The organism is Hoylesella marshii DSM 16973 = JCM 13450 (assembly GCF_000146675.1).
Classification (GTDB): domain Bacteria; phylum Bacteroidota; class Bacteroidia; order Bacteroidales; family Bacteroidaceae; genus Prevotella; species Prevotella marshii.
Window position 1 is genome coordinate 2,500,891 of record NZ_GL397214.1, and the last position, 13,110, is coordinate 2,514,000.

General features: G+C 51.0%; 9 protein-coding genes and 1 tRNA gene. 4 read left to right on the forward strand and 6 right to left on the reverse strand.

The features are described from left to right. Positions 1-177 precede the first annotated feature (177 nt). Complete coding sequence (locus HMPREF0658_RS11220) at positions 178-324, reverse strand: transcriptional regulator (protein ID WP_238305708.1); 147 nt, start codon at positions 322-324, stop codon at positions 178-180. A 375-nt stretch (positions 325-699) separates the two neighbouring features. Between HMPREF0658_RS11220 and HMPREF0658_RS10330 the strand changes: the two genes are divergently transcribed. From HMPREF0658_RS10330 to HMPREF0658_RS10340, 3 genes are all read left to right on the forward strand, one after another. After that, a complete protein-coding gene (locus tag HMPREF0658_RS10330; RefSeq protein WP_036884104.1) occupies positions 700-1,032 on the forward strand; it encodes an FtsB family cell division protein in 333 nt (110 codons plus the stop codon). Beyond that, positions 1,016-1,432 carry a hypothetical protein gene (locus tag HMPREF0658_RS10335; protein ID WP_006950702.1) on the forward strand — a complete coding sequence of 139 codons (417 nt, stop codon included), beginning with the start codon at positions 1,016-1,018 and terminating at the stop codon, positions 1,430-1,432. Before HMPREF0658_RS10330 ends, HMPREF0658_RS10335 begins: the two co-directional genes overlap by 17 nt. Before the next feature lie 147 nt (positions 1,433-1,579). Beyond that, on the forward strand, positions 1,580-3,922 hold the full coding sequence (locus HMPREF0658_RS10340) for a TonB-dependent receptor (RefSeq protein ID WP_040557880.1): 2,343 nt from the start codon (positions 1,580-1,582) through the stop codon (positions 3,920-3,922). A gap of 1,111 nt (positions 3,923-5,033) precedes the next feature. Here the strand turns inward: HMPREF0658_RS10340 and HMPREF0658_RS10345 are convergent. From HMPREF0658_RS10345 to rsfS, 3 genes are read right to left on the reverse strand one after another with little or no spacing between them, the layout of a single operon-like run. Then, the gene (locus tag HMPREF0658_RS10345; protein ID WP_006950706.1) at positions 5,034-5,882 is read right to left on the reverse strand and encodes a phosphatidate cytidylyltransferase; all 849 of its coding nucleotides are present in this window, start codon (positions 5,880-5,882) and stop codon (positions 5,034-5,036) included. Between the two features lie 15 nt (positions 5,883-5,897). Beyond that, positions 5,898-7,913 carry an ATP-dependent zinc metalloprotease FtsH gene (gene ftsH / locus HMPREF0658_RS10350; RefSeq protein ID WP_006950707.1) on the reverse strand — a complete coding sequence of 672 codons (2,016 nt, stop codon included), beginning with the start codon at positions 7,911-7,913 and terminating at the stop codon, positions 5,898-5,900. 28 nt (positions 7,914-7,941) lie between these two features. After that, positions 7,942-8,301, reverse strand: coding sequence for a ribosome silencing factor (gene rsfS / locus HMPREF0658_RS10355; RefSeq protein ID WP_006950708.1), 360 nt, complete (start codon positions 8,299-8,301; stop codon positions 7,942-7,944). 176 nt (positions 8,302-8,477) lie between these two features. Between rsfS and HMPREF0658_RS10360 the strand changes: the two genes are divergently transcribed. Next, positions 8,478-8,548, forward strand: a tRNA-Gln gene (locus HMPREF0658_RS10360). A 515-nt stretch (positions 8,549-9,063) separates the two neighbouring features. On the opposite strand, the gene HMPREF0658_RS10365 is transcribed toward HMPREF0658_RS10360, so the two are convergent. Both HMPREF0658_RS10365 and recJ read right to left on the reverse strand, forming a co-directional pair. Continuing rightward, positions 9,064-10,971, reverse strand: coding sequence for a RecQ family ATP-dependent DNA helicase (locus HMPREF0658_RS10365; protein ID WP_006950709.1), 1,908 nt, complete (start codon positions 10,969-10,971; stop codon positions 9,064-9,066). Further along, the gene (gene recJ, locus HMPREF0658_RS10370; RefSeq protein ID WP_006950710.1) at positions 10,968-12,716 is read right to left on the reverse strand and encodes a single-stranded-DNA-specific exonuclease RecJ; all 1,749 of its coding nucleotides are present in this window, start codon (positions 12,714-12,716) and stop codon (positions 10,968-10,970) included. The genes HMPREF0658_RS10365 and recJ overlap by 4 nt, the downstream gene beginning before the upstream one ends. Positions 12,717-13,110 lie beyond the last annotated feature (394 nt).

Genomic DNA, 13,110 nt, shown 5'->3' on the forward strand with positions numbered 1-13,110 from the left:
GGAGTGCCGAGCGGTGCCGGCAGAGTCTAAATCCGGCTTGCAGAGTGCCGAGCGGTGTCGGCAGAGGCTAAATCCGGCTTGCAGAGTGCCGAGCGGTGCTGGCAGAGGCTAAATCCGGCTTGCTGAGTGCCGAGCGGTGTCAGCAGAGGTTAAATCCGGTTACGTGGAGTGCGCGACTTACTCTGCCCACAGGTTGTATCCCGTTCCGGTGGTCTGCTCGTCGTCTTCCCATTCGTCGGCATCGAAGTCGCCGGGCTTGGCATCGCCTTCATTGATGCTATGCCGTGAATTAACGGGAAATTGTTCTGCGATATCGTCGCTCACGGCTAAGCGCACAACGCAGCTGACGGGGGCGAAAAAGTGAACAAAGGGAACTCCTTGGAGCCCTTTGTTGATAGGGGATGCGACACGCTTCGCGCGCGCGTATAAAAAAGCGTTTAAAGTGTTATCCGACTGGCGGTGCGAATGTGTGTGTTAGCAAATTATTTGGAATGACCAAATAATTGATATGAAAAGATGCAAAGAAATTGAGATTTCTCTGCATAAGGTTTACACCTTGTTTATATATAGGATATGTTACACACGGTTGAATCATGGCGGTAAAGGTATAACAAACTTTTGGAACAGCCAAATATTGTGAACGGAAATCTTCCCCTTTTCAGTAGAAATGCGTACCTTTGCGCCGATAAAAGACAGATAATGGGACGTATCGTAACCGTTTGGAGCTTTCTTGGCCGCTATAAATATCTGCTCGTCGTGGTGCTTGGCGTACTGATAGTGGGCGTGCTTGACGAAAACAGTTTCGTGAAGCGCATCGAATATATGTTGCATATCCGCAACTTGAAGTCGCAAATTCAATACTACGAGACGAAATATGAGACAGACTCGCAGCAGTTGAAAGCCCTCTCGGACGACCCAAGAGCCGTGGAGCGTATCGCCCGCGGACAGTATATGATGAAGGCTGACGACGAAGAAATCTTCGTGCTCAGCGATGATGAAAAGAAACCACAAGAAGATGAAACCGCTGAATAGAATGCAAAGTATAGCGTTTATCATCGGTGCAGTGCTGATGGTAACGGGTGTGGGATGCGTTGTCTTCGGGCTGATACCGAAGGTGACAGCAGTCTGTTTTGCCGTGGGAACAGCGACGTTTACGGGCATGGAAACATGGCAGCGTTACAGAGGCAGCGACCCTACGCTGCTTCGACTGACAGGAATCATGATGTTTGGAAACGTTTGCTTCGTGTTGTCTGCCCTGCTGATGCTTGAAAATGTGTATCAATGGGTTTATCCGTTGTTTACTTCGAGTATAGATTTGCTGACTGTTTACGTGCGTTATATCCATAACAACTGGGTTGTTCCGCTGCTCGTGGGTGCCATTCTGCAAATCTATACGATGCACAGAATATCTCACGAGATGGCGAAAAAATAATCCCGCATCGTCGGGAAAGAGAAAGGGAAGGCTTGCGTTGGGCAAGCCTTTTTTGTGCAGAATACCGCGTTTTAGGTATTGGAGGCTGTGGCTTTTATTGATACTTTTGTGCCGATGAAAAATCACAAATATAAAAATACTTTCCAAATGAATAAACTTACTTTTTTATGTGTATGGATGGGCGCATGGTGTCTGCCGGCGTGTGTGTGGGCAGACCATACGGCTGCTATTTCAAAGACGGGAGCCTGCGTTGAAGGACAGGTAACGAGCGAACGAGACGGACGCGTGCTGCCCTATGCCGATGTGGCTGTCAAGGGTACGAACATCGTGACGAATACCGATATCACGGGGCATTATGCGCTGCGCGACCTGCCCGTGGGGAATCTCGTCATAGAAGTGAAACTCGTGGGCTATCGGACAGCCACGCAGCAGGTATCAACCGTAGGGAACGCCACCGTACAGCAGGACATTGTACTCACGGAAGATGCCATCGCGCTCGACGAGGTGGTCGTGTCGGCCAATCGTAGTCTCACGCTACGTCGCGAAGCTCCGGCCTTGGTGAGCGTTTTGGATAAGCGCTTGTTTACTATCACCCAGTCGATGAACATGTATCAAACGCTGAATTTCCAGCCCGGTGTGCGGACAGAAGACAACTGCCAGAACTGCGGTTTCTCACAAGTGCGCATCAACGGCCTCGACGGACATTATTCGCAGATACTCATAGACTCGCGCCCCGTGTTTTCGTCGCTCAACGGCGTCTACGGACTTGAGCAGATTCCCACGAATATGATTGAACGCGTGGAGGTGGTGCGTGGAGGCGGTTCGTCGCTGTATGGCGCATCGGCCATCGGCGGCACCATCAATCTCATCACGCGCGAACCGACACGCAACACGGCCGAGCTTTCGCATACGCTGACATCAATTGAAGGTAAGGGAGCATTCGACAACAACACGACGGCCAACCTTTCGCTCGTCACCGACGACGGCAAAGGCGGCATGTACCTGTATGGGCAGCACCATTATCGCCCGGGCTTCGACCACGACGGCGACGGCTATACCGAACTTCCCAACCTGAAGAATAGCACCATCGGTCTAAGCTCGTTTTACCGCTTTACTCCCTACTCGAAACTCACCCTACAGTATCATAGTCTGAACGAGTTTCGCCGCGGCGGAAACAAGCTCCACCTGACACCCCATGAGGCAAACATCGCCGAACAATTAGAGCACGACATCAACGGCGGTAACTTAACCTACGACTTCTTCTCGCCCAACGGACACCACGTGTGGAAGAGTTATTTCTCATTTCAGCATACCACGCGCAAAAGCTATTACGGGGGAACCGGCGAGGGAGCGACACCCGCCGACTTCGAGAATGCGCTGAAAGCCTATGGGCGGACGCGCGATTTCACCTACATTGCCGGTACGCAATATGTGCTGAACGTCGACCGTCTGCTCTTCATGCCCGCAGCCCTGACGCTCGGAGCAGAATACAACAGCGATGCCTTGCGCGACGAAATCATCGGTTATCACCATCTGTTAAACCAGCACGTGCGTATCAGCAGCGGATACGTGCAGAACGAATGGAAGAATCACACGTGGTCGCTACTCGTGGGCGGGAGAATCGATAAGCACAACCTCATCCGCAATACCATCTTCAGTCCGCGTGCCAACGTGCGCTTCAATCCCAACGACAACGTGAACCTCCGACTGAGTTATGCCGACGGATTCCGCGCACCGCAGGCTTTCGATGAAGACCTGCATACCGGCCTTGTCGGAGGCGAGCGCGTCGTTACCCGTCGTGCTGCCGGTCTGAAGCCCGAGCGCTCCCACAGCCTGAGCCTCTCGGGCGATTTCTACCATCGTTTCGGAACGGTGCAGGCCAACCTTTTGGTCGAGACGTTCTACACCCGTTTGAATCATGTCTTCGGACTGCGGCAGCTCAATGTGAAAGATCCCGAGGGCAACGCCATACAAGAGCGTTACAATGCCGATGCCGCCAGCGTCTATGGACTCAACATCGAGGGCAAAGTGGCTTTCGCCTCCGCGTTTCAGATTCAGGGAGGGATGACATTTCAGCGCAGCGAATACGACTGCGCGGTGGAATGGAACGAGGATGCAGCTCCCGAAAAACGGATGCTGCGAACGCCCAACGTCTACGGCTATTTCACGGCGTCCTATGCGCCCGTAAAACATCTTTCGGCATCCTTCTCGGGCAATTACACCGGCCGAATGCTCGTGGGGCATGCCGCAGGCTCGGGCGTGTCTGCTCCCGTTGCCGTGAAAACACCCGACTTCCTCGTATTGAATCTCAAGGTCAGTTACGACGTCCCCCTCACGGCACTCCTGACCATGCAGCTCAACGGCGGCATTCAGAATCTCGCCAATGCCTATCAGAAGGATTTCGACCGAGGATGGAACCGCGATGCCAACTACATCTATGGCCCGGGAATGCCCCGTTGCTACTACGTCGGCGTAAAATTCCTATATTAAGCAGGTCTTTAGGTACAGAACACCGCTATCAAGCAAATTCCAACGCTACAGCACCCCCCCGACGAGTATCGTGCCACACGCATGATACTCGTTTTCACGTTCACCCATCCTCACGGGTACCCGCCACCCGTTTCTCCCGCCTTTTACCTCCATTCGCCATGAGAAATCATTGTTCGCGAGTGATGATTCTCTATTCGCCCATCGGCACGATTATTTCCTACTGATTTTTAGTACCGGCGCCCATGTACGCCGATACGTCACATTAACATATCTTTACAGCGTCCATGGGCGCCGATGGTATTTTAAACATTTAACCGTCGGCGCCCGTAGTTTCTGATACTAAATTATCTAATTAACTATCGTCGGCCATGGTTTCCGATACTAAATGATTGATTTAACCGTCGGAGGCCGTAGATTCCGATACATAATAATCAATTTACTATCGTCGGCCGTGGCCGACGATAGTTCTTATTAAGTTTTATTTGCGTCGGCCGTGGCCGACGATGTTTTTATTAAATTTTATTTGCAGCGGCCGTGGCCGACGCTGTTTTTATTAAGTTTTATTTACGTCGGCCGTGGCCGACGATACTATTTTAAACATTTAACCACCGTCGGCCGCGGCCGACGATACTATTTTAGGCATTTAACCATCGTCGGCCGCAGCCGATGATAGTTCTTATTAAGTTTTATTTGCGTCGGCCGTGGCCGACGATACTATTTTAAACATTTAACCACCGTCGGCCATGGCCGACGATACTATTTTAGGCATTTAACCGTCGTCGGCCATGGTTTTCGATACTGAATAATTAATTTAACTATCATCGGCCATGGTTTCCGATATTAAAAAGAGAGGTTACTTATCGGTGTCTGTAGAAGATGATGAGTAATGGTGTGTTTTTTCTATGGTCTGCGATGGATGACGATGGCTGACAGCGCTTTTCCCCATCTGCTGTCATGCGCGAAAGGAGTTGAACGGCAGGGGATGATGGTTCGGATGGCCTACCGCCTGCTTTTGCCGCAGGGAAAGTGGGTGCGGGGAAAAAGGAGGGTGGTAGGCGAGAGGGGAAAGTAGAAACGGGGGATATGGAAGGTGGGTATATCTCCCGTTGACTTATATCAGGGTGAGTGTATAGAGGTAGACCACGGCGGCAGGTATGGCCATGAGCGCGGAATCGAAGCGGTCGAGCATACCGCCGTGTCCGGGCAGGATGTTTCCGCTGTCTTTGATGCCTACGGTGCGTTTGAATAGCGATTCCACGAGGTCGCCCCATGTGCCGAAGATGGTGACGACGAGTCCGAGGCCGAGCCATTCGTAGAGGGTGAGTATGGAGGCATCGTCTATCAGTTGCGAGATGAGCGAGGCTGCGATGAGCACGAGGATGGCACCTCCGAGGGAGCCTTCCCAGCTTTTGGCGGGCGAGATGCGCGGAAAGAGTTTGTGACGTCCGAGCAGCGACCCTACGCAATATGCGCCGGTGTCGCTTGTCCAAAGGAAGATAAATATGCTTAAGGGGAGGATGCGGCAGTAGCGGATGCCGTCGTCGGACGATTGGAAGGCCAGCACGTTGAGCATGGCGAAGGGTAGGGCGATATACATCTGCGAGAGCATGGTGTAAGCCCAATCATTGATGGCATGTTCGTGGCGTGTGTATAGTTCGCTCACGAAGAGGTAGACGACCGTGAGCAGATAGGGGATGAATACGGCCGAGGGCGTGATGCCGCTGCAATAGCCGGCCACGGCTAAGAAGAAATAGACGCCTGCTGCGGTGGAGATGAAGCGGTTGATGCGTACGGCTTTCATCGTGTTGACGATGGTGGCGTATTCCCACAGTGTGAGTCCGGTGATGATTGCAAAGAGGAATACCATGGCCTCGAAGCGCAGAAAGCTGGTCACGAGGGCGGCTACGAACAGCACGCCCGTTACGGTGCGTACCAGCATGTTTTTTATCTTGTCTGTCATCTTGCTCGTGTTGTTTTAGTTTTCTTGCGGCTGTTCTGCGTGCTCGGGTTCCGTAGCTGTATGGGGCTGTTGCGGGGTTTGAGAAACTTCGGTATCGCGGGCTGTGGTCTCGGCTCCGATAATTTCTTGCGACCGGCTCACCCACGGTCGTTTGCCGAATATCTTTTCCACGTCTTCCGCAAATATGACTTCGCGTGTAATAAGCAGGTCTGCCAAGGCGTTGTGTCCTTCTTTGTGTTCCATCAGCAGGCGTTTGGCGCGGTCGTATTGCTCGTTGACCATCTTCAGCACTTCCTCATCGATGGCCTTGGCGGTGGTTTCCGAGTAGGGTCGCTGCAGCTGGTATTCTTGGTTGTTGTAGTAGCAGATGTTGGGCAGACGGTCACTCATGCCGGCGTAGGCTATCATGCCGTAGGCGCTCTTCGTAGCTCGTTCGAGGTCGTTCATCGCGCCGGTAGAGATATGTCCGGTGAAGAGTTCTTCGGCAGCCCGTCCACCCATGAGGGCACACATCTCGTCGAGCATTTCTTCCTTGGTGGTTATCTGTCGTTCTTCGGGCAGATACCATGCTGCTCCCAGCGCACGTCCCCGCGGCACAATCGACACTTTGATGAGTGGATTGGCATGCTCGCAGAACCATGAAATCGTGGCGTGGCCTGCCTCATGCAGGGCTATGGTGCGCTTTTCTTTCTCTGTCATCACCTTTGTCTTCTTCTCCAGACCTCCTATGATGCGGTCTACGGCATCGAGAAAATCCTGTTTGTTGACGGTCTTCTTGTTGTGTCGTGCGGCAATGAGCGCCGCTTCGTTACACACGTTGGCGATATCGGCACCCGAGAAGCCCGGGGTTTGGCGCGCCAGCAAGTCTATATCCAGCGATTTGTCCACTTTGACGGGCTTGAGATGCACCATGAATATTTCCTTGCGTTCTGTCAGGTCGGGCAGGTCTACATGTATCTGCCGGTCGAATCTTCCTGCGCGGAGCAATGCTTGATCGAGCATATCCACGCGGTTGGTAGCGGCAAGGATAATGACTCCGCTGTTGGTTCCGAAGCCGTCCATCTCGGTCAGCAAGGCGTTCAGAGTGTTCTCTCGTTCGTCGTTAGTGCCCATGGCAGGATTCTTGCTTCTTGCCCTGCCCACGGCATCTATCTCGTCTATGAAGATAATGCTCGGCGCTTTTTCTTTGGCTTTCTGGAAAGTGTCTCTCACTCTGCTGGCACCTACGCCCACAAACATCTCTACAAAGTCGGAACCGCTCATCGAAAAGAAGGGCACGTTGGCCTCGCCTGCCACGGCTTTGGCCAGTAAGGTTTTACCCGTTCCCGGCGGACCGACCAGCAAAGCACCCTTGGGTATCTTACCTCCCAAGTCAGTATATTTCTTGGGATTTTTCAGAAACTCTACGATTTCTTCCACTTCTTGCTTGGCACCGGCTTGGCCTGCCACGTCTTTGAAAGTAACGCCGAGTTCGTCGCTCTTCTCATACATCTTAGCCCGAGATTTGCCTACGTTGAACACGCCTCCGCCACCACCGGGACCTCCGCTCATACGTCGCATGAGGAAAATGTAGATAAGAATGAGTATGATATAGGGAGAGATACCGAGCAGGAGGTTGACGAATTCATTGCCTTTCTGGTTTTCGTATCTCAGTTTTCCGTTGAATTTCCTTGCTTTCTGTGCCGCAGAAAGCAGGTTTTCCACTTGATCTACCGAGCCGAACTGCACAGTGATGTAGGGTTGGTTGCCCACTTCTTTTGCCGTGGCGTGGAATACGTCGCGTATGTTTTTTGCATTGACAAACATCTTCAGTGTGCTTTCGTCTTTGTTAATCACCACTTCTGAGGCATAGCCCTTGTAGATATAGGTTTTGAAATCGGCATAGGATGCTTCCATGTTGGCATTCTTGCCGATGCCTCCACCACCGGTGAAGAAGAGCACGCCCAAGGCTACGATGATCATGCCGTAAATCCAATTCATATTGAATTTTGGCATGTTCGGCATATTGTTGTTGGTTGATTTGTTGTCCATTTCGGGTTCTTGTATCTGTTGTAAGTCGTTAATCGAGGTCTGCCACGTGGGTCAGGCGGGCATCCTCCCATAGGTTCTCAATGTCGTAGAAAGTCCTTGCCTCGGGCAGGAATATATGCACCATCACGTCTACATAGTCCATCGCCACCCACGAGGCTTGTTCCATGCCTACCACATTCACAGGCTTCTCCTGCAACTCTGTGCGTGCACTGTCTCCTATTGCCTCTGCTATGGCTTCCACTTGCTGTGGAGAGTTGCCTTGGCAGACAACGAAATAGCGACAGATGGCACCGTCTATTTCTTTGAGGTCTGCAATAACGATGCCACGTCCTTTCTTTTCTTGTATTCCTTTGGTAATGCTTTCTACCAGCCGTTCGGTTGTCTCCATTTAAAAAATGTACAGTTATTTATCTTGCAAAGGTACGTTCTTTTATTTGAAAACATACTGCCGGCAAGTCATATTTGCTATTTTTATGAAAAAAGATGCCGAGAAATTTGTAGGTTGAGAAAAAGTATGTACCTTTGCAATACAATACGGCAGGCGTGCTGTTTGCAACAGATGAATGGGATATGGTGTAATGGTAACACTACAGATTCTGGTCCTGTCATTCCAGGTTCGAGTCCTGGTATCCCAACAAGGTGAGGGCGTATGAGGAGTATTCCCGTTTGTGGAATGTTAAACACATGATTTACTCCCTAAGGTATTGGGTTCGGTATTGTGCCGAACTCATTTTTTATGTAACAGGATGAACTTTCAATCATTAAAGGATGTGATTTTCATGAAGAAGGGTTGCCGACCTCTCTATGTACAAATGCCATCTGTATAGGGTATAAACGGCATCTGTATGGGGTACAAATGCCGACTGATGAATCGTAAATTTACGGCCTTTAAAAGTTACAATCTCGAACTTTTGGGCATCAAAAACCGAGAGATTATTATAAAAATGGGGTAAAAAGTTACGAATGAAAACTATTTTTCTTCAACGAATCGGTTTTTCATCCGATTCTGTTATGAGAGGTGCCAAAGGAAAAACAGGGGAGGCGTGACAAACGGGGTGGCATTTTCTGTGGAAATGAGTGGGAGAGGGGACGGGCTTGTCGTGTTTCTGCGACATGTCGGATGAGGAGGGATGAAGGGAAAGAGGTGTAGTCAGCAGGAAAGGGAGCGGCCGTCGGTTGTGATTTTTTGCTCGGCAAGCAAGTGGTGCAGAGCATCGTTGAGTATGTGGGTGGGTAGATGTAGGGTGGAGAGTTCGGCGATGGAGTGTGGTTGGCCGTCAGCTAGCCATTGGAGAATGCGTTGTGTGGCTTGTGTGTGACGGGCGTGGGCGTTGGGTGCTTCCCGTTGGGAGAGGCAGACGTCGCATTGTTGGCAGTCGGTGTTGCGTATTTCGCCGAAATATCGGAGGAGCTGGGTACTGCGGCATGTGCGGTCATCGGCGGTGTAGTCTATCATGGCGTTGATGCGTTGGGTGTAGATGGCCTTGCGCTCTTCGTAGACAGCGGATGGGATGACAAGGCGTTCGATGGCTTCTCTGGGTTGTATGTAGCCGACGAGTGGAATGTGTCGTTGGGGTATGAAGTGGAGGATGTGGCGTCGGGTAAGGCTTTGGAGTATGAGATAGAGTTGTGGCTTTTCGATGGCAGCTTCTTGTGCGACGAGGTTTTCGTTGATGAACTCATAGTCGACGAACAGGCTTCCGTAGCATCGCAGCAGTGCGGTAATAGCTCGTTCTTCGAGGGGTGAGAGATTGTCGAGCCGGTAGAGTTCGTGGCGTTCGAGTAGGAATCGGAGGCGTGCTCGGTTATCGGGGTCGGTTTCGTATCGTATGTATCCGGCTTTCTCAAGGAGTTTGAGGGCTGCATCTACACGGACGGGGAAGTGGCGGAAGGTGATGCAGAATTTGTCGATGTCGAACTCAAAAAGGTATCCATTGCCGCTTCCTAAACCGACTTGATAGTAGTAGGCAAGGTGCTCGTAGACTTGGGCGATGAATGTTTTTGGAGGGAAATTGTCGTCAATGCGTCGTTGGAGTTTCACTTTGTCGCGGGCATCGTAGAGCAAGACGGCATAGGATTTTGCACCGTCGCGCCCTGCACGTCCGGCCTCTTGGAAGTAGGCTTCGAGTGAGTCGGGGGTGTCGATATGTATGACAAGGCGGACATCGGGCTTGTCAATGCCCATGCCGAAGGCGTTGGTGGCCACGATGACGCGCACTTTGTCGGTCTGCCAGTCTGTCTGTCGCTGGTCTTTTACGGCAGTGTCGAGGCCGGCATGATAGAAGGTGGCTGTGATGTGGTATTGGTCATTGAGGAGTTTGGCAATCTCTTTGGTACGTTTCCGGCTACGCACATAGACAATGGCTGAGCCTTTTACGGATTGGAGAATATGGACGAGCTGGCCGGTCTTGTCGGGAGTCTTACGCACGATGTAGGCGAGGTTCTTACGTTCGAAGCTCATGTGGAAGACATTGGGGCGAGCAAAGGCGAGCTGGTGCTGGATATCGTCTACCACTTGTGGCGTGGCTGTGGCGGTGAGTGCCAGCACGGGAGCGTGGGGTAGGAGTTTGCGGATGGCTGCAATATGGAGGTAAGAGGGGCGGAAATCATACCCCCATTGGCTGATACAGTGGGCTTCGTCTACGGTGATAAAGCTCACTTTCATGTGACTGAGCTTGATTTTGAACAGGTCTGAACTGAGCCGTTCGGGGGAAACGTAGAGCAGTTTGATACCACCATAGACGGCGTTGTCGAGCGTGGTGACGATTTCGCTGTGCGACATGCCGGTGTAAATGGCCGAGGCTTGTATACCGATTCGCCGCAAGTGGTCTACTTGATCTTTCATCAGGGCGATGAGCGGAGTGATGACAAGGCAGACACCCTCTTGCGCTAAGGCCGGCACTTGAAACGTGAGTGACTTGCCACCACCGGTAGGCATGAGGCCAAGGGTATCTTGTCGGTTGCCAATGCTGTCGATGATGTTGCGCTGAATACCGCGGAAGTTGTCGTATCCCCAGTATTCATGGAGCAGTTGCAGGTAGCGGTCAGGGGTGGTCATGTGCGGCATGGGTTGTCGTCATCTTCGTTTTCTCGCGGTCTGATGTCCTCAATCTGCAATTGTAGGCCACCCCGTTTGAAAGCGTTTTCCTCTATGGTATAGGCGATGTCGAAGCTGCGTTTCGACTTAATGTATCGGGCGGAGCGGCTCTGGCCAAAGGCAATGCCGTTCATCACATTATTAGACTTGGCATCAACGAGTTCGAGTTTGATATGTTCTTGTTCGCGTCCTACGACCTTGCTTGTACCGAAATCATAAACGTTGTTGGTGCAGAAGAGTGGCTTGGGATTGCCCGGGCCGAAAGGGGCGAAACGCTTCAGGTCGTGGTGCAGTCGCTTGGTGATGTCTTTGAAGTCGAGTAGGGCATCGATATGGAGGGTCGCTTCTTTCTGCTCAGGGCGGATGTGTTCGTCAACATAGGTTTGGAAACGGCGCGCAAACTCCTTGACATCGCTCCACTTCATGGTCATGCCTGCGGCATAGGTATGGCCTCCGAAGTTCTGTAAGAGGTCACGGCAACTCTTGATGGCCGAGTATATGTCGAAGCCCGCAATGCTACGTGCGGAGGCAGTAGCCATGTTCTCGTCGCGGGTGATGACGATTGTTGGCCGGTAATAAATCTCGGTCAGCCGTGATGCTACGATACCTATCACGCCTTTCTTCCAATTTTCATCGTAGAGCACAATGCTTGAGCGGTGTTTTTGGTTCTCGAGCTTTTCTACAATGAGGTTGGCCTCTTCGGTCATCTGTTTGTCAATGTCTTTACGTTGTTCGTTGTATTCGTCGATATGACGTGCCGCTTGTAGTGCCTGCGTGTAGTCTTTCTCTACCAAGAGGTCTACACTTTCTTTACCATTTTCCATGCGCCCTGATGCATTGATACGCGGACCGATTTTAAACACGATGTCGCTCATGGAAAGATTGCGTCCGTTGAGGTTGCAGATTTCTATAATAGCTTTCAGTCCCACACTGGGATTTTGGTTGAGTTGTTTCAGCCCGTGATAGGCGAGTATACGGTTTTCGTCTACGACGGGAACGATGTCTGCTGCGATACTTACGGCACAGAAGTCGAGCAGTGGAATCAATCGGCTGAAAGGTATGCCGTTATTCTTGACGAATGCCTGCATGAATTTGAACCCCACACCACAGCCGCTGAGGTATTTGAAGGGGTAGGTATCGTCTTTTCGCTTCGGATTGAGAATGGCTGCGGCAGGTGGTAACTGTTCGTCGGGCACGTGGTGGTCGCAGATAATGAAGTCGATGCCTTGTTCCTTGGCATAGGCAATCTCGTCTATCGCCTTGATACCGCAGTCGAGGATGATGATGAGTTTCACCTCTTTCTCCTTGGCATAATCAATGCCTTTGATGCTCACGCCATAGCCTTCTTCGTAGCGATCGGGGATGTAATATTCTATATTGGAGTAGAATTGGCGCAGAAATTTGTAGACCAGTGCCACGGAGGTGCAGCCGTCTACATCGTAATCGCCGTAGACCATGATGCGTTCCTTGCGTCCCATGGCATCGTTCAAACGGTCTACAGCCACGTCCATGTCTTTCATCAGAAACGGGTTGATGAGGTCTGCGAGTTGTGGTCGGAAGTATCTCTTCGCGGCAGACTCCGTGGTAATACCTCTATCAATGAGTAACGAGGCCAGCACAGGGCTCATGCCGAGTTTCTCACCCAATTCTTTAGCCGCCTGCTGTTGCTCTGTTGAGGGTGGTGTGTAATTCCATTTAAAGTTCATTTATTTCGTTTTTATTTCGTCTGTTTTTGAGGGACGATTGCCAATAGGAAAATTATTCTGCGTGTAAAATTACGAAGAAAAAACCACATTCTGGTATAAATGCGTACATTATTGGAGGACTGTCGGTGTGCATAAGTTCCACTAAGAAGTGCAAATAGTCTCTTTTTTATTAAAAGAGGACTATGAAAAACACTATGAAAAACACTCGGGGAACGCCGCCGGCAAGGGGCTGAAAGCTCCGACGAGCCAAAATAAAAGTCTTAATGTTTGCGGAGCTTCCGCAAAGGCCAAAATAAAAATTTTAGTGCTTGCAGAGCTTCTGCAAATAACAAAATAAAAATTTTAGTGCTTGCGGAGCTTCTGCAAATAACAAAATAAAAATTTTAGTGTTTGT